13 protein-coding genes and 3 pseudogenes are annotated in these 18,193 nt (G+C 29.6%); 6 read left to right on the top strand and 10 right to left on the bottom strand.

Annotation, left to right across the window (positions count from 1 at the left end; all coding sequences use genetic code 11):
* The first annotated feature begins 58 nt into the window (after positions 1 to 58).
* Positions 59 to 640 carry a hypothetical protein gene (locus tag AC0ONG_RS27190; protein ID WP_474204837.1) on the top strand — a complete coding sequence of 194 codons (582 nt, stop codon included), beginning with the start codon at positions 59 to 61 and terminating at the stop codon, positions 638 to 640.
* Positions 641 to 858: 218 nt separating this feature from the next.
* Here the strand turns inward: AC0ONG_RS27190 and AC0ONG_RS27185 are convergent, their stop codons facing one another.
* The 4 genes from AC0ONG_RS27185 to AC0ONG_RS27170 form a co-directional block, all read right to left on the bottom strand.
* Positions 859 to 1,986, bottom strand: coding sequence for a copper amine oxidase (locus tag AC0ONG_RS27185; protein WP_474204835.1), 1,128 nt, complete (start codon positions 1,984 to 1,986; stop codon positions 859 to 861).
* A 1,043-nt stretch (positions 1,987 to 3,029) separates the two neighbouring features.
* Positions 3,030 to 5,498 carry an ABC transporter permease gene (locus AC0ONG_RS27180; RefSeq protein ID WP_474204833.1) on the bottom strand — a complete coding sequence of 823 codons (2,469 nt, stop codon included), beginning with the start codon at positions 5,496 to 5,498 and terminating at the stop codon, positions 3,030 to 3,032.
* The gene (locus AC0ONG_RS27175; RefSeq protein WP_474204831.1) at positions 5,495 to 6,208 is read right to left on the bottom strand and encodes an ABC transporter ATP-binding protein; all 714 of its coding nucleotides are present in this window, start codon (positions 6,206 to 6,208) and stop codon (positions 5,495 to 5,497) included. The genes AC0ONG_RS27180 and AC0ONG_RS27175 overlap by 4 nt, the downstream gene beginning before the upstream one ends.
* 21 nt (positions 6,209 to 6,229) lie before the next feature.
* Positions 6,230 to 7,030 (bottom strand): lipoprotein BA_5634 family protein, encoded by an 801-nt coding sequence (locus AC0ONG_RS27170; protein WP_474204829.1) that lies wholly within the window; start codon positions 7,028 to 7,030, stop codon positions 6,230 to 6,232.
* A 714-nt stretch (positions 7,031 to 7,744) separates the two neighbouring features.
* On the opposite strand from AC0ONG_RS27170, the gene AC0ONG_RS27165 reads away from it, so the two are divergent.
* A complete protein-coding gene (locus AC0ONG_RS27165) occupies positions 7,745 to 8,437 on the top strand; it encodes a response regulator transcription factor (RefSeq protein WP_474204827.1) in 693 nt (230 codons plus the stop codon).
* Positions 8,438 to 8,441: 4 nt separating this feature from the next.
* Positions 8,442 to 9,674 carry a sensor histidine kinase gene (locus AC0ONG_RS27160; protein ID WP_474204825.1) on the top strand — a complete coding sequence of 411 codons (1,233 nt, stop codon included), beginning with the start codon at positions 8,442 to 8,444 and terminating at the stop codon, positions 9,672 to 9,674.
* Positions 9,675 to 10,129: 455 nt separating this feature from the next.
* On the opposite strand, the gene AC0ONG_RS27155 is transcribed toward AC0ONG_RS27160, so the two are convergent.
* The 5 genes and pseudogenes from AC0ONG_RS27155 to AC0ONG_RS27135 form a co-directional block, all read right to left on the bottom strand.
* On the bottom strand, positions 10,130 to 11,140 hold the full coding sequence (locus AC0ONG_RS27155; RefSeq protein ID WP_474204823.1) for a sensor histidine kinase: 1,011 nt from the start codon (positions 11,138 to 11,140) through the stop codon (positions 10,130 to 10,132).
* The gene (locus AC0ONG_RS27150) at positions 11,137 to 11,808 is read right to left on the bottom strand and encodes a response regulator transcription factor (RefSeq protein WP_097810615.1); all 672 of its coding nucleotides are present in this window, start codon (positions 11,806 to 11,808) and stop codon (positions 11,137 to 11,139) included. The genes AC0ONG_RS27155 and AC0ONG_RS27150 overlap by 4 nt, the downstream gene beginning before the upstream one ends.
* Before the next feature lie 81 nt (positions 11,809 to 11,889).
* Positions 11,890 to 13,875, bottom strand: coding sequence for an FtsX-like permease family protein (locus tag AC0ONG_RS27145; RefSeq protein ID WP_474204820.1), 1,986 nt, complete (start codon positions 13,873 to 13,875; stop codon positions 11,890 to 11,892).
* Positions 13,865 to 14,632: an ABC transporter ATP-binding protein gene (locus AC0ONG_RS27140; protein ID WP_474204818.1), complete on the bottom strand. Its 768-nt coding sequence runs from the start codon at positions 14,630 to 14,632 to the stop codon at positions 13,865 to 13,867. Before AC0ONG_RS27140 ends, AC0ONG_RS27145 begins: the two co-directional genes overlap by 11 nt.
* A gap of 687 nt (positions 14,633 to 15,319) precedes the next feature.
* Positions 15,320 to 15,487: pseudogene (locus tag AC0ONG_RS27135) on the bottom strand (radical SAM/SPASM domain-containing protein); the annotation flags it as partial.
* Between the two features lie 372 nt (positions 15,488 to 15,859).
* On the opposite strand from AC0ONG_RS27135, the gene AC0ONG_RS27130 reads away from it, so the two are divergent.
* Positions 15,860 to 16,975 (top strand): response regulator aspartate phosphatase, encoded by a 1,116-nt coding sequence (locus tag AC0ONG_RS27130; RefSeq protein ID WP_474204816.1) that lies wholly within the window; start codon positions 15,860 to 15,862, stop codon positions 16,973 to 16,975.
* Positions 16,975 to 17,136 (top strand): hypothetical protein, encoded by a 162-nt coding sequence (locus AC0ONG_RS27125; RefSeq protein WP_474204814.1) that lies wholly within the window; start codon positions 16,975 to 16,977, stop codon positions 17,134 to 17,136. The genes AC0ONG_RS27130 and AC0ONG_RS27125 overlap by 1 nt, the downstream gene beginning before the upstream one ends.
* 184 nt (positions 17,137 to 17,320) lie before the next feature.
* On the opposite strand, the pseudogene AC0ONG_RS27120 reads toward AC0ONG_RS27125, so the two are convergent.
* Positions 17,321 to 17,698 (bottom strand): annotated as a pseudogene (locus tag AC0ONG_RS27120) (hypothetical protein); the annotation flags it as partial.
* 294 nt (positions 17,699 to 17,992) lie between these two features.
* Between AC0ONG_RS27120 and AC0ONG_RS27115 the strand changes: the two are divergent.
* Positions 17,993 to 18,193, top strand: a pseudogene (locus tag AC0ONG_RS27115) (hypothetical protein); the annotation flags it as partial.

The following is an 18,193-nucleotide window of genomic DNA, read 5'->3' as shown; positions in this document are numbered from 1 at the left end:
TTGTTAAGGATATCAACTCTTTCGGCATTTTTCCTATATCACTTAAGGAGAGATTTTTATGCCAAAGAAAATACTTATACTCGGAACCTTCCTGATAGCGGCTAGCCTTTTAGGTTGCACAGATATAGAACACAAAGATACTCTCAACAAAATAGAAGCACCCGAAAAAGAACCAGTGGATGTAAAAGAAAAAGTTGCACTTAAACATATGACAGCAGAAGAATATTTAAAAAACTATAATAAAATTAAGAGTACTGTATCTACACAAGGTATTGAAATTCTTCCATTTAATCTTGAACTAGAAAAGAAATCCAATACATATAGATTTTATTATCCTAAAAAAGTAGATAAATCAGATCAAGATATGAAATGGGTAAGTGTCATGTTAGGAGAAAACGGAAAAGTAATTGATGGAATTCTGTATACTGGCTACGCAGATATACCTACGATTAAAGCAATGATTCAAGCTACTAACATTACATGGACTAATGAATTAGATCAGTTAATTGGTTCAATAGGAAATGAAGATTTTTCAAAAACATTGGAAATTGAAAAAGTAAAACTATCTGTTAAAGGTAATTCGAAAAATATTAAAGTTATGATAGATTCAATGAAATTAGATCCACCTCAATCCCTTTAAAACAACTATAATCCCAAATTCCTATTTAATTTCTTTAATTTTACACTATATAGAAATTTATTTAGCTTTTAATAATTAAGTCTAGCTATGGGACTATACAAAAAATCGTCAGCGCTTTTAAAAAGTAACTGACGATTTTTTTATTCTCTTACATTTTTATTTAAATTGGCATCAACAATATGACTCTGTCTATTTATTTAATTCTAACTTCCAAAACATTATTCCATAATTTCAAAAAGGTTATTGCCATTATTACCACCTGGTAATATAAATTTCACATGTTGATCTGCTGGAATAGTTATATAATGATATTGATCAGGTTTAGTTAATTTGGTTGTGCTTTTCCAAGTTCCTGAAGTCCAGTACGTTACTTGTGAAAAAAATGCTAGTGGCGGGAATTTCTCTGGATCGGTTGACTTATCATTATCTGATATAATTTCAGGCTTAATTCTAATTTTCTTTCCTGCCGCATTTTTAAATTGAAAATCATAAACAATTCCATAGTTTCCTTCAAGCGTTGGGTTAGAATTTTCTAGATACCATATAGGTGCTTCGTATTCATTAATACCAACACGAGGTTGAGGATAGGCTTTACTTGTCTTTGAACCTACATAAAAGGTACTTGTTGTTACATTATCAATAACAGCATACCTTTCATCGTAATTATAATTAGCAGTTGAAGTAGTTTTATTATAATTTTTAACCTGTGTTGTTTTTATAAGATCAAAAATTTCTGATGGGCTAGAGAACTGTCCATCTGGTTTTTTCTTTGAAACAAATTGACGTAGGGTTAATTTTGCGTTCGGAATAAACTTAATTTTTCCATTAACTGCAAAAGTATCTTCTACATCTTTTTCTAATATAAATACATGCCCATCTGCTGGAATAGTAATAACTTGATCATTGTTACTATTTCCATATTGAACTATAGTACTAGATGTAATGCCCATTATATCCCATGAACCATCTGAACTAACCGGATATGCTGCATTTACAGCACTATTTTTAATTCTTATAGTTTGCGGTTGACGATCTTCATTGTGTATAGCATATCCAAATTTCAATTGACCTCCAGTATAATTTCGATTAAAAAATTCAGCACTATACTCTTGATTTGCTTCTAATATTCTTTCATTTGTGTAGTAAGCATACTTACCAGCTTCAAAGTTTGATCCCATATTTGGATTATCGTATACACTTTCTGGTGCATTTGTATATATGTACTTTGCTCCACCTTGTTTATACTTTATTTGTGTAATCATAGAAGCCTCTACTCCTCCTGAACCAGTTACTCCTAAAAACAAAAGTGACGATAGTAAAACTGAAGAAAAAACTTTTCTGTTCAAAAATACAGCTCCCTTCCATTTATTACAACTAAATCTAGCATACGCCTTACATACAATAAATGTAAATGGAGTGTATAGCTGTTGTTATTGAGAAATACTGATCTAATAAAACATACTCTTAATGGTTATATATGTATTAGATGCAAAATTGCATATTTAATTCAGATATATTGATGTACAATAAAAATGAACTACTCAACATTTTTATTTTAAGTTAGTATAACAAGCCCTAACTACCTAAAGAACTCAAGTAAACGTATCTTATGTCATTTTAAAAAATACAAAAAGCGCCCTTAGGAAGGGGCGCTTTTTGTATTTTTTGTTTTAGAATTTCTCGATTTGAACCGTAAAGTGTGGTTTGAATTTTACTTTAATTGTTTTCCCCCCTTCTTGGACTTACAATGAGTCATTGCGGGGATAGATTCATTTCACCAAATTCATCTTGTTTTCAAAGATATATTTATTTTCTTGACCTCCCCCTTTTTCTATACGATGTGAAAGTGGGGGTAGGTCAAATGATATAATGCATCCATTCTTTTTAGAATAGATAGTCGTTACAGAAGAGCACTTTCCGAAATGCTTTTACAACTACATTAAAAATAACGTTTTTGCTAAAATAATAACTCTAGAGAACTTGGACACATTTATCAATTTATTCATCTTTAGATTCATGTTAAAATCCTTTTTGAGTACGACATAACTCAATCTTATCCAGCCCTGTAACATTTTCTGTAGGGCTTTTTTTAACAAGCTGTTAGTTAATTGTGCTGACTACCTCGATTTACAAAACAAAGATTTTGTTCACTTTTTGATACATTTATGAAACATTCATGTGTTATCTTGAATACGTTCTTTTATATTTATAAAACCGTGTGAGATTTACCATCACGAGAAGCCCTAGAGCCCTAACTCTAGGGCTTCTTCATTAATAATAAAGATTTTCTATTCATTACCTTTGCGAAAAATTTCTAGCTACTCCTATTACGAACCGTTTTACACATATCTCGGATGAACTTCAGAATCACATATTATTTTAACTACTGCTATTCTTCTCTAATTACATCTATAACGTTATCCTTTTTAATTTTCCAAAGTGGAATTAGTACCGATACATAACTAATCAACAGTGCAGTTATAAATGTGATAAAGCTAGATTGATAAGGAATAATCCATTCAAACGACACCGTATTTGACAGTGCTACATAAAGAATATATGACAGCATACAGCCGAAAAAGATCCCTTGTATGCTTCCAAAGAAACCGTACAGAAGTCCTTCATATATAACCATCTTTTTCAAATCCTTCTGTGACATACCAATCGATTTTAAAGCAGCCAATTCTTTTCTTCTCATAATGATGCTGACTGTAATGGTATTTAAAATATTTACACATCCAATTAGTGTAATAACAGCTATAAATCCGTACCCTAATATTTTTATATAAAGTATATTGTCTGTATGGAAATTACTTTGAACAATATTATTTTGTACATCTATAGATGCATCTTCACCCAGTTTCTTTTGTATATCTAAAATTGTAGCATCAGCCCGAGATTGATTCTCTAAATCAATTTCAAAACCTGTTAATTTTTGTGGAGATGGTGTAATATATTCGGCTATTTGTTCACTAGTAATAAAAGTTATGGTATCCATCACTCTGCTCATATTAAAAATGTCCAATTCTACAATTGCAGCTATTTTTAAAGTTTCTAGTTTTTCTTCATTGTAGGAGATTTCCTCTGTAGATTTTCTTTCTTGCTGACTTGTTATTTGGATTTCATCCCCTACCTGAAAAGTACTTAGAGAACCTATATATTTTTTACTTGTATTCATATCATTTGATGCAGCTTGTTTTACTAAAATAACCTCTTTTTCACGATTTAATTTTGAAATATCAATTCTTCCACTAGTTACATTTTCAGCTAGTTTCTTTAAACTATTCTCATCGTATGCTTTTATTTGTGTTTTCATAATTTCTACAGTTTGATTATTATATTTTACTTTTTGATACAGCGATTCATTTCCTTGTAATTCTTTAATTTGTTTAATTTTTGGTACTTTCGTATAAAAATTATTTGCCTGATATTGCTTGTACAGCTTCTCTACGTTATTAACTTTATAAATATTTTGACTCATACGATCTATGCTAGGCTTGTCTAAATTTGAATTAACCGTAACTGATATATCCGATTTTAGAGCTTGAATTTCCGGTTGTTTACGCTGAATGGCAGTATCTATCAGAAACGTAAACGTGATATACAGTACACTACTTATAATAATAGACAAAATTGTAACTGTATATCTATTGGGATTCCTTTGGATATTTTTTAATGCCATACTTAACGGAAAAGATAGTGGTTTCTTTAATTTTGTTCTCTTTTTTTTCTTTATCTTTTCTTTTTTTATAGCTAATCGGCTACTTACGGCTAATAACGGTGAAATTCTACCTGCAAAAAAAGCAGGAAAATAGCTTGAAATATAAACAGTTATCAATGTAATTAAAGAACATACACATATAATTAACCAATCTAATTTAATTGTATATCCTATAGAGTTTTTAAGTACGTTTATCAATACTTGATTAAGTAAAAAGACTACTAATATACTGCACAAAATCCCAAAAAAGATAGCAATAATAGAAAGAAATGTTGCTTCCCTTATCACAATTTTTCTGATTTGTTTTTTTGTAGCTCCTATACTCCTCAATAACCCAAACTGTTTCATTCGCTCTACTATACTAATTTGAAATGCATTGTAAATAATAACAATTGTAGAAATCACAACAATCCCAATACTAATAGCGGCTGCCGCCATTATCTCCACACTAGGCTTTAAGGCTCTCTTTAATTGGTCATTCACTCTTATATTTTCTTTATTCGTCAATATTTTAAATTGATTTTCAACTTCATCAAAGTTTGCGTACTTATGCAATTCAATCAATACGCTACCTTCACCAACTTTGAACTTATTTTTATATGTCAATAATTGACCAGTTTTATTTTCCTGAGTACTACTAGACTTATTTAGCAAACCAACAAGTTTATATTTTTTTTCATGAATAGTAAACATACCGCCTAATTTAAGATTGGGACCGAAGTAAGGCAGCATCCATTCTTCCAAAACAGCCTCGTTTTCATTTGAAGGCAGCTTACCTTCTACAGGAATACTAGACTTTAATAGCTTGAATGCTTGATGATCTGCATACATATAAGAAACAGCTATATCATCAACATGGAGCACCTCTCCTGGAGTTATGATGCCATAAGAAGATATATTCGGATTACTTTTTATCATATTGAAAAGCTTTTGATTATAATTTTCAACTGAAATATTTGCAGAACCCATAGAACCTTTTTTAGCATTTTCAATTCCCGAAGTGTATCCACTATTAAAAAAAAGTCCAATCGTTGTTATTAGCCCCAATGCTAAAATAATACCTGTTAATGTTAGCAGAGTACGTTTTATATTACTTCTGAGATATTTTTGACTTAACTGTTTGTAACTATGAATCAATACTCCTCCCCTCCACATTTTTCTTGATTTTGCACTAATTGTTTATCTGAAATAATTATGCCATCTGTAATGGTTATAATTCGATCAGAGTTTGATGCGATAGCAGGATCATGAGTAATTAAAATCACCGTCTGATTATATTTTTTAGCCGTTACTTTTAATAAATTCAGAACTTCTTTTGTATTTTTTGTATCTAGATTTCCGGTTGGTTCATCCGCTAAGATAATATCGGGTTTATTTATAAGAGATCTACCAATAGATACCCTTTGTTGTTGACCACCCGATAATTCAGAAGGCAAATGATCTCGTCTTTCATTTAACCCTAGAGTTCTTATAATTTCATCCAGGTAATGATCATCTACCTGTTCTTCGTCCAATAGAGCTGGCAAAGCAATATTTTCTTGTACATTCAAGACAGGAATTAAATTAAAAAACTGAAATATAAAGCCAACTTTTCTTCGGCGAAAAATAGAGAGTTCATTATCTTTATAATTGTAGATATTTTCATCACCTATAAACACATTTCCCGAACTCGGACGATCCAGCCCTCCTAAAATATGCAATAAGGTACTTTTACCAGAACCTGATGCACCAACTATGGTTACGAATTCTCCCCTACGAATGGAAAGATTAATTCCTTTTAACGCCTGTACTTGCGTTTCTCCTTCTCCATATGTTTTTACTACATTTTCTAATCTAACAACCTCCATACAACTCATCCTTTTCACAGATTAATTTTGAATCTCTACAAAATAAATTTTATCCTTATCGTACTCACCATTCTCGTCTTTCACTGCATACACTTTTGAAACGTATTCGACCACCTTTTTTACTTTGTTTTTATTTTTATAATCAAAATTTTCTTTTGCAAACTGAATTAACGAAAGGCTTACTTCTTTTTCTTTTAATTGTTTATACGTTTCCTCATTAACAATTACTATCGGTGATGAAAAATAGCCAATCCAATTATTTTGTTCAATATGTTGAACAGGTATCATTTGTCCATTTAAATTTAAATTCCCATCCTTAACTTCCTCATTTTCCGCTTCTTTTCTATAAAATAAATTTTTTTCACTCGCTAATTCTTTTATTTCTTTTACCGGGGTTGAAGTTATTGAACTATCTTCTTTAGATAAGGGTGTTCTTACAATTCCTTTTTTTAAGAATTTTTCTGCTGTAGATTTTGTAATAACCGCGTATTGTTTCTTTCTAACAGATGACTTATCAAGTTCTTTGTCCATCTCTTCTTCAGTCATATTTTCTCTTTTTTCTTTCCATTCTTTCTTAATATCTTCTTTCTGTTCGGTAGTGAGTTCTTGTTTTATTAATTCTGTGACCAATTTATAACTATAATCTGTTGTTTGTACATTTTGATCTTTATACAAATCTTTAACATCTGATATATTTTCTTTTGTTCCAGATACCATGATACCGTTTACTGGTTGTGAGGGACCATTTATATACCGATTTACAGCAAACCCTATACCTATAAAAATTGCTGTTACTGCTAGAAATCCTATTATCTTTTTCATTTTCTTCCTCCTCATATACTATGTTTAATCTGGGATTAGAACAGTAGGTTTTTTCTTTATATAAACAGTGGCTAAAATGCTACAAATCTTAATAAAGAATGATTACCTTCAGTATAGACGTCTTTAATTGTTAATTGAATAACTCTTGTCTTACTATGTATACTTTAATCTTACAATTTAGTAAGATTACTAAATCTAACTTTTTATATACTCGTAACTCTTATCAAGATATTTTTTAAAATTGTACACTTAGATGGCTTTTATACACTTATTTTAGTACACACATACTTTTCAAATTCTCGAAAATCCTCTCCCATTCGGCTCTTCTTCTCAATGATCTGTTTTTTAAAATTCATTTACATAATTAATGCGAATCCAATTTTCATTTAACATTTTTGTATAAGTTAACTTAACTTAAATAAAATATTAATGATTTTATAAAAACGTACATATTCAACAAGACTCTATTACAAGTTTTTTTTTAATATAAGCAAGAACATGTATGAATTACGTAAATATTCTGCTTTAAATAAATGTTGTATCTCATTATGTACTGAAAAGCTTCAAGCCGATTTGGGTATTATGCTTATACTCAGAAAGGCCTCTAAAAGTCCATTTCCATACTAAACTATTTTAAATTAGCCAATCAACGTGTAAAATAACTTTCATAATCTAAAATACTGCCATAATCAAAGACAAATGAGGAGAGATACTGTGGATAAAGTATTATTCGTTGAAGACGATAACGATCTAGGAATGGCTATTGAGTTTACTCTAAAAGGAGAAGGACTTGAAGTTATAAGAGTTTCTACTGTACAAGATGCAAAAGACCAATACGAAAATAATAAATTTGACTTAGCTATATTGGATGTTGGACTCCCAGATGGAAATGGGTATGATTTATGTACCTATCTTAAAAGAAAAGGTGATATACCTATTATTTTTCTCACAGCGCTAGATGAGGAGGCAAATGTAGTAATGGGCCTTGAAATTGGTGGTGATGATTATATTACCAAACCCTTTAGGGTAAAAGAGCTATTATCTAGAGTAAAGGTACAATTAAGAAAAAAAATTAAAACAGCTTCTAATACTATATTGAGGTCTGGAAATATACAGCTTGAAGTTGAAGCGACCAGAGCTTTTAAGCATGAAAAAAGTATAAATTTAACACATTTAGAATACAAACTCTTATTAACGTTAATGCTAAATCCTCATAAAGTGTTACAAAGAAATGAGCTATTGAAAAAAATAGTAGATGAAAGTGAAGTGTTTTTCGATGAAAATACTCTTTCCGTTTATATAAAAAGATTAAGAAGTAAAATTGAGGATATTCCACAAAATCCTAACTATATAATCACACAAAGAGGTGTTGGATATTTCTGGAACAAAGACGTCTGTAAGGAGTAATTTAATGATAAATAGAGAAATAAAAATTAATATACTTACATTAGCATTAATCTCTTTTTTATTTATTATATATCAAGGTATCACAGTTCATATTCTATACGACCATTTAAAGAATGATTATATTACTATTTGGAGTGAAATTACCGGGAAACTAATTGCACAAAACCCAGAAAATGAATACGAAATAATACAAGCACTTACAAATGATACAGCGAATAAAAAAGAGTATTCCAGTCATGGAGAAATGCTATTAAATCAATATGGTCTATCTGCTGAATTGGACTCAAGACTTTTTCCTTATTTAAATAAACAAATATCCCAAAACAATATATACATGTTCCTTGGAGTAATAGGGTTCAGCTTAATCCTAATTTTTCTAAATTACTTACAATATAAATCTTTTTTCTTAAAAATTAGAAATGTAACAGCTGCAGCGAATAAAATTATTGAAGGTGATTACACCATTGATATCAAGGAAAATAGAGAAGGAGATCTAGCTAAACTTGCTAATTCTTTTCATAAACTGAAAAATGTTATTAGAAAAAGTATGCATAATTTAACGGAAGAGAAACAATTTTTAATTCAAACTTTACAAGATATTTCTCATCAACTAAAAACACCACTCTCAACACTAACAGTGAACAATGATATCTTATTACAAGGTAAATTAAATGAACAGCAATATCATTTTTTACACAATAATGATGTTCAAATTTCAAGAATCAGCTTTTTAATACATAATTTATTAAAAGTTTCAAAAATAGATGCTAGGGCAATACTATTTGAAAAAGAAAACTCTGATATTATTGATACAATTTATGAGGTCATTGCTAGTTTGAACAGTAAATTAAATAAAAAAAATATGAACATACATTTAAAAGCCAATGAAAAAACATCACTTTTCCATGACAGTATTTGGATGCAAGAAGCTTTACTAAATATTTTAAAGAATTCCATTGAACATTCAAATGATAATAGTTCTATTTATATTGAAGTCACAAACTCTCCTATTCATACTGAAATTGTAATTCAAGATTTTGGTGAAGGTATTGCGTCAGAAGATTTGCCATATATATTCGATAGATTTTACAAAACTAAAAATTCTAATAAAGAAGGGTCCATTGGAATTGGCTTAGCACTAGCAAAATCAATTATCGAAGCTCATCATGGATTTATTAAAGTAGAAAGCCAAAAACATTCATTCACAAAATTTACAATAACTTTTATGAAGTATTAATAGTTCATAAAAGTTATTGTAAAACCCTAACCTTTGAGTATATTTAAAAATTAATCATCTGTTAAAAAAAGAAATTCGATTAATTTTTCATAAATGACTGTAGAGAGAGGATTTTTTCGCTTTAATGGTAATTAAAAATCTTAGCTTGATGGGCATAGAGTCACCATATCAAAAAAGAAAATTTTAATTTAGAATACAATTTAGACACAAAATATCCGATTCCTTGTATGCTAAGGGATCGGATATCTATTTTACTGTTTTATATAGTGTACAATTTCTCGCCTACGAGGTCTGTGTAGCATCAGATTCACAATTAAATATACCAATATATTAAATGACTAAATAATACAAACAGTATGAAGAGAAGTTCTACTCTTTGCATACTGTTTTACATTTGTTTATAAGTTTCATACGAAATTCGTGGAAAGATGACAGCATCTCTTTTATAAACAAGGCTAAAAAGTTACCATACCTGACAACGGAAATATTAATGTAACTCTAGTTCCTTTATTCACTTTAGATTCAATGCCAATTTTCATTCCTAATTTTGAGCATAGTTTTTCGCATAGATACAAACCCATTCCTGTACTTTTGCTAAATCTCCTTCCATTCTCTCCAGTAAATCCTTTTTCAAAAACTCTATTTATATCTTTAGTTATTATCCCTACTCCATTATCCTCTATAGTTAGTATTACTGAGTTAGCTTTCTTAATTGAGTATATACGTATCATTTGTTCTTTGTTATTTGAGTACTTTATGGAATTTCCTAATATTTGATTAATAATAAATTCAACCCATTTTCTATCACTATATACGATGTTATTAATATCTTTTATATCTAATTTTATTCTCTTATGAATAAAATCTCTATAATTTCTTTTAATTACAGTTCTTATTACATCATCAAGGTTGATTGGTTTTATAATATAGTCTTTATTAACGTTATTGCTTCGAGAATAATACAGAACCTGTTCTACAAATCCCTCGATTCGATCCATTTGAGAGTCAATTTTATTAGTTACTTCATTTTGATTATTTTCAATTATTAACTTTGTAGAAGCTATTGGTGTCTTAATTTCATGCACCCATGTCTCTATATATTCTCTGTAATCTATTTGCATATCTCTATAATATTTTACATTTTCATGCATATCCCTACTTACTTCTTTCAGTATAGCGTTAAGCTTTTCCCCATGTATAAAGTTTGCTTCCTTTACTACCTCTGGAAGTAGGTATTTTTTCTCCAAGTTTTCTAATATGCCGTTAATCTCATTATAATAATTTTTACATTTTATAAATTCTATAGCCATATATGAAATCAATGGAAAAAACCAAATACAAAAGGCAAAGAATATTATAATGAACTGAACATTCGCAGTCAGCAATATACCTGCTAGTATAATAAATACCAGTACATTAGATAGTATTACTACCATTTTATCTTTAATAAATTCACCTATATTCATGGCATTATATACCCTAACCTTCTTCTTGTTGCAATTGGATTTTCTATCCCTATCTCTTCAAGCTTTTTTCTTAATCTATTTATATTAACAGTTAAGGTGCTATCATCCACAAAATAATCAGATTTCCATAAGGTTTCCATGAGTGAATCTCTTTTTACAATATTACCGCGATTATTTATTAAGCATGAGAGTATCTTAACTTCATTTTTAGTTAACTCTACAGACTTGTCTTGATAAGTAACTGTTGCATTTGAAAGATTTAAATTAAAATCTCTATAAATTAAGATATTATTCGTCTTTAAATCTCCAGATGTTCTTCTTAAAATGTTTGTTACTCTTGCTAATAGTATTTCTGTATTATAAGGCTTTGTTATAAAATCATCTGCTCCTAAATTCATACTTATTAGTTCATCTACATCACTATCTCTGCTTGTAACCATGATGATTGGAACATCTGAAGTTTTACGTATTTCTCTGCATATATAATAGCCATCGAACACAGGAAGATTTATGTCTAGTAATATAAGGTCTGCATTCTCACTTTCTATATATTCGATAATATGATTAAAATCTGTGGGAGCCTTTACTTCATATCCATACTTTATAAAAAAATTTTGTAATTCTTCTCTGATGATTTCATCATCTTCAATAAGAATGATTTTTTTCATGACTTTTCCCTCCCTATACAGAATATAAGGCTATTACATCATGAGAAACAAGGTGTAATAGCCTTAATGAGCATTATAAAATCAAGTATTACTTTTTACAATATTTTTATACCCGACATATGTCGTGTAGAAATATCCTACATAAACAACAAGAAATACTAAGCCAGTCATCAATGCTGGTAAAATAATGTCTGTTTGTTGAAATGCGTTAATATAATTATTGACTACATAAATTCCAACTATAGAATGAATTATGGCAAGAATAACTGGAAGACTAAAGTATACGAAAGTTTGAATAAAAATCGTTTTGTCGATCATTGTTCCGTTTGAACCAATTCTCTTCAAAGATTTATATCGATCTATGCTATCACTGGCTTCTGATAATTGTTGAAGAGCTAATACAGCCATACTCGTTATTAAAAATACAATACCTATATATATCCCAATAAACAGTATGATAGTTTTCAATCCCTTACTTTCTGCACAAACTTCATCCTTTGATTTGCCTGATATACGATTAATATTTAATTTCGGGCCATTTTCGTCATAAAAGCCCCGTGCAACGTTATCATATTTTTTATTATGTTCTTCTCTATTTCCATCTAAATAATTTACATTAAGTACGGATGCAATAATTTTGTAGCCTGATAAAAACTCATCATTTATAACGATTGTGAAGTAATTAGTTCGCACATCAGAAGTGTAAAGATTCTCTTGTATAACTTTAGCGTTTTTTACCAGATATTCTTTTTCTTTAATATTCACCTTATTGCTATTTTTTAATCTTTCATTTATCGAATTAACCAACCGGCTTTCATTTGATAAAAGTAAAACTTCATTGTTATTTAAAGTGATTTCCTTTTCACCTTTAAGATTTAAAATTTTATTATAATCAGATACTTTAATGAAATCCAGACCGCTATCCTTATAATCTTTACGTTCTGGTACAAAGTCCACCACTTTCATCCCTGTTCGATATACATTATAAGATACATATTTTTCTTTATTACTTATTTTAAAATTAACTTTATTTAATACGTCTTCTATAGTGTAACTTTCATCCTTATTCTCCAACGTAATACTAGCATCAAATGGTGTTACTTCTTTCATTGTTGCGTCCATCATTCTGTTAAAGCTGATTCCTGTAGATAACGCCACCATTGTAAGGAATAACATTAAACAGATTAAAGACATGGATATAAAATTTGTATTAACCTTACTATTTATTTGTTTGATGATAAATATATTTAACCCTTTAAAATAGACTTTTTTATTCTTCTTTACAACATATAATATAAATCCAGATAAACTAAAGAAAAACAGCAATGTACCTAATATGCCAAGAATGATTGATACCATGAGCATAGGATTTTTAAAATTCAATCCGATTTTTAGTACAGTCACATATGCATATCCAAGTGATGCTACACACATAATAAATGTGATTACATAGATAAAAGGATTTCTAAATTTTACATCTTCGTTTTTTCTACCTGCTGTTAACAAATCAATTATTTTGTATTTAGAAACAACATATACATTAAATAACATAACAAGTAAAAACATAATTCCAAAGTATAATACGCTTTTACCTATAGCACCTGTTGAAATTGCAAATTTATATTTATTGATGGGCAAGTCAAATAGCTTTAATGCAAATGTAGATAACCCCTGCGATACTCCAATACCTATTATAAGTCCACTCACTAAAGATATAACGCCAACTAGAAATGTTTCTGTTACTAATATTCTGGATATGTTTCTTCTTCCCATACCTAAAGTCATGTATATTCCTAATTCTTTTTTACGTTTTTTAATTAAGAAATTATTTGCATACAATATTAAACCACCTAATATTACGGATACAAATACTGACACATTTGAGATAGCGTTCATTACTGTAGGCACATACTTTCTATCTGAAGCGCTAATTTCCATAAGTGCCTTTTGTGATTCTATTGAGTTAAAGCTATAAAATATACAAACAGCCAGTGTTAGTGTTAAGAAATATATTGCATAATCTTTAAAACTTTTCTTTACCTTCCCCATAGCAATCTTAGAGTACATTATTATCGTCACCTCCAAGAAGGGTTATAACTTCGATAATTTTAGTAAAGAATTCTTTTCTGGAATCATTTCCTCTTACCAACTCGATAAATATTTTGCCATCATTAATAAAAAGAATTCTATGAGCATAGCTTGCTGTAAATGCATCATGAGTAACCATAAGTATTGTAGCTTTTAAATCCTTATTAAGACTTTCAAATCTTTCGAGTAATAATCTAGCTGATTTAGAATCTAACGATCCTGTTGGTTCATCTGCAAGCACTAAAGATGGATCTGTTACGATGGCTCTTGCCGAAGCAACCCTTTGTTTTTGTCCGCCTGATATTTGATAAGGGTATTTGCTTAATACTTGTTTAATGTCTAAATATTTTGCAACCGCTTGTATTTTTCCATCAATTTTTGAACTTGCCTCACCTTTTATAGTTAACGCTAGAGCAATATTTTCATAAGCAGTAAGGGTATCTAATAAATTAAAGTCCTGAAATACAAATCCTAATTCATTTTGTCTAAACTTATCTAGCGACTTTGATTTTAACCGAGTAATGTCACTATTATTTATCATTATTTTTCCCGTAGTAACATGATCAATCGTTGATATACAGTTAAGCAATGTAGTTTTGCCACTTCCTGAAGGCCCCATTATCCCAACAAATTCTCCCTCATCTATCTTAAAACTAATATTATCTATAGCCTTTGTTACATTATCTTTATTACCATAATATTTTTCGATTTTTTCTACACTTAATATATTTCGCATTAATACTTCTCCTTTTTCATTATAAAAATTCTTTAACTCCCCTTCATTTTATATAATTTCATTAATAGTATCGTTGGAATTACATTTCATTAACATTACATTTTTGTTATATTGAGTGATACCTCTACATGTAAGTTATCAGAAATCACAGTGGTATACGTAAGATTTATTCGATGCCTTACCAAATGGACAGATAAGTTTTGGTGCAAAAATGATAAGCATTAAGTAATTAGTAGAAATAAACAAACTAGTTACGGCGTAACAACAGCTCAATTTAAAAGATATGGATTTATATTCATTTCACAAAAAGATTTTGAAAACAGAAAAGGATTTGACCTTTAAGGCCAAATCCTTTTTATTATTTCGCAGCAAGTTTTTCTTTCACTTTTGTAGGAAGCTCATCCTAGTTCACTTCTTTTTAATTGGATTTATTATTAATTACGGTACATGAAATTATTAATAATAAAATAATTTTAGTTAAAACCTTTGAATTTTCCCGCATTATTTCTGATGTAAATTCCCATATTATATTTATATATACTGCTATACAATTAAAGCGCACTGCTCAACACTTTTCGTTTAAGTTAGTCTATCAATTTCTAACTACCTAATTAACTTAAGTAAAAGTTAATTTAAATTATTTTGGAGGTACAATATACACCTATTTAGTCGTCTTTTGTATACAATTATATCATCAATTAGTTTTTTTCCTTCTTCAAATGTTAGCTCAAGAGGATGACGATGATACTGTGCTTCTGCACGACAATGCAGACACTTTAATCGACACGTTCTTGTTAACTCCCATATTACAATAAGAGGATTTTTATGAAAATCACGATTAACCCTCCCAACAATTGATATTCTACTTGTAAATTTATTAATGAATTGATGGTGTGAGGTACATCACAATTGAACTACATCGATTAGAAGTGAAGAATTCCTAAGTTAAGGAATTTGGGCTTTTTAAGTTGATAAGAATATCTTAGTTTTAGTTCTATGTACCTAGCTACAATAAATACATATCAACATTTTTGTGTATTATTTCACATTGGATTGATGACTTATACCGAGCAGATAATTTAAATTATAAGTATATTCGACAATAATTGATTATTTTCTGAATTTTCTTGAAAAAGTTGTAAAATCATACCATTTTTTCTTCTATTTTGCTATGATAGTTACAATTTAATTGGATTAGGATATTTCTATAAGATGGGGGCGTATATTATGAGTGTCTCAGTAAAAGGAAATGAGCAGTTAACCTCTCTATTGAACGACTGGTATCGAGCTATGCTATCTCAACAAGTTATAAAAGCTACTAATCTAAAAAAGAAAATTGATGAAAAAATTAATCAGTTAAGCATTGAACCGAATCAAGAGCATCAAAATCAAAATTTATTACTATATTACTCACTACTTGAATTTCGTTACACTGTCTTAACAGATAGCCTTGGTATTCAACAAAATAGCTTTGATGCCATCAGCGATTATGATATGCCTACAGACCATTTCCTACGCTTCTATTATCATTTTTTTAAATCCATTCACTCCACTTTTATATCAAATTATACTGAGGCAGAGGAACATTATAAACTGGCAGAAAAGATATTAGTAGACATACCAGATGAAATTGAACACGCTGAATTCTACTATAGAATTTCTACTTTTTATCACCATACCTATAACATGCTCGCTTCTATCGAATACGCAATTAAATCGAGAGCAATATTTTCAAAGTATGATGGTTATGAAGTAAAATCAGCCTTTTGTAATAGTTTGTTAGGTGGTTGCTGTATCTATTTAAAACAGTACGAACAAGCTGAAGAATATCTACAATGTGCAATTGATTTACTACAAAAAAATAAGGAAGAAGATTCCTTGTTATACGTAAAAAGTACTATGGGGTGGCTGTATTCTGATCAAAGTATGTCTACTTTAGCCATTCGTCACCTTTCAGAAGTAACAGAGAAAATCCCTACACACTTCAAGGCTATCTTCCTACAAGCTAAAGAACATTATAAATTAGGAGAACAATCGACGGCTAGCAAACTCATTGTTAAGGGATTAAAAATCTGCAGAGAAATCCATAACAAAGAGTATATATATCACTTCTTTATTTTAAAAAGATTAAATGAAAACATTCCATTGGAAGAATTAGAAAAAATCATACAAGAAGGAATCTTATACTTTGAGAAAGAAGAGTTATGGGAATATGTTGTCGAATACGCTGAATTATTTGCCACAAAATGTAGACAATTAGAGAACCACACAAAGGTAAGTGACTATTTCCATATTTGTTATCAAGCAAGACGAAAATTAATTGAAAAAGGAGTGTTAAAATAATGAAAAAAATTAGCTTATTATTATCTGGCATTGCTTTCATTGGGGTGTTAACGTTGGGTATTTCTCAGTTTTCTAATACAGATCAGCTTGCTACTCATGGACATTATCCTGCTCCTTCATATAATGTTAACGATTTTGATGGTGCACCACAACAAATTTAATGTAAATATATTTAAAAACCCTCCAAATGGAGGGTTTTTAAAATGGCTTATCTGCCTGTTCAATACATATAGAGAGTACATATTATACTTATTTACTTATGTTATAAGATTTTTCATTTCCACTCTGTAACAAAGTTCTAGCATCCTCTTCTAGAATCTCAACTTAAATCTTAAATCCACCAATTCACTCTTGAAGTTCTTCCGCCATCTGTGCTAATTGTATTGCTGAAGAATTTATCTCTTCCATAGAAGCATGTTGTTCCTCAGATGAACCAGCTATCGTTTGCATACTTGAAGAATTCTCTTTTACAGCCATTGCTATTTAATCAATCGATGTATCGACTTTCATTGCATCAGTTGTCATTTTATTTGATAGTTCTACCATACCATGTACTTTTGATACAATATCATTTGCAGATTTTGAAATCTCATAAAAACATTGTTTAATATCATTCGCAACCTTACTTCCCGACTGTACTTCTACGCCTACTTCATTCATAGCTTTTACAGTCTCATGTACTTCTGCTTGTATTTCCTTAATTAAACTTCCAAATTTTAAATTTGGAATCATTTATTTTCTAAAAAACAATTCCACATCTTTATCAACTCATTTTAGAATATTTAAACAATAATTTCATATACATTCCCTGTATAAACTATTCATTCTCTTTTATATAAGACCTAATTTTTTACTTCTGATAAATTCTTAAACATTGGATTATTATACACAACCCCAAAAACATGACGTATTTTGTAGAATTTTGTCTATCAATATGTATGTACACCCTTTTGTAGTGGATATAGACTGTGAGGTGTAAGGAGATACCTTACAAAATAATAAAAAGGAGAATATAGAATGAGTAGATTAACAAAATTCTCAAAGTTAGCATTTACAACTTTAATCGCGGTAAGTAGTTTAAGTACCTTTGTTTCGTCGCACAGTGTACAAGCTGACACCTTAAATTCTAATTACCAAGACACTGTAAAATTCATACCACCTTCTAGTGCTAGGCCAACATTGGAACAAAAAACACTATTGTTCTCGAATCAAAAGTTA

This window comes from Bacillus sp. TCT6, assembly GCF_056033845.1.
Note: the sequence above shows the minus strand (reverse complement) of the source record. Positions and strands in the feature narration are given on the sequence as shown.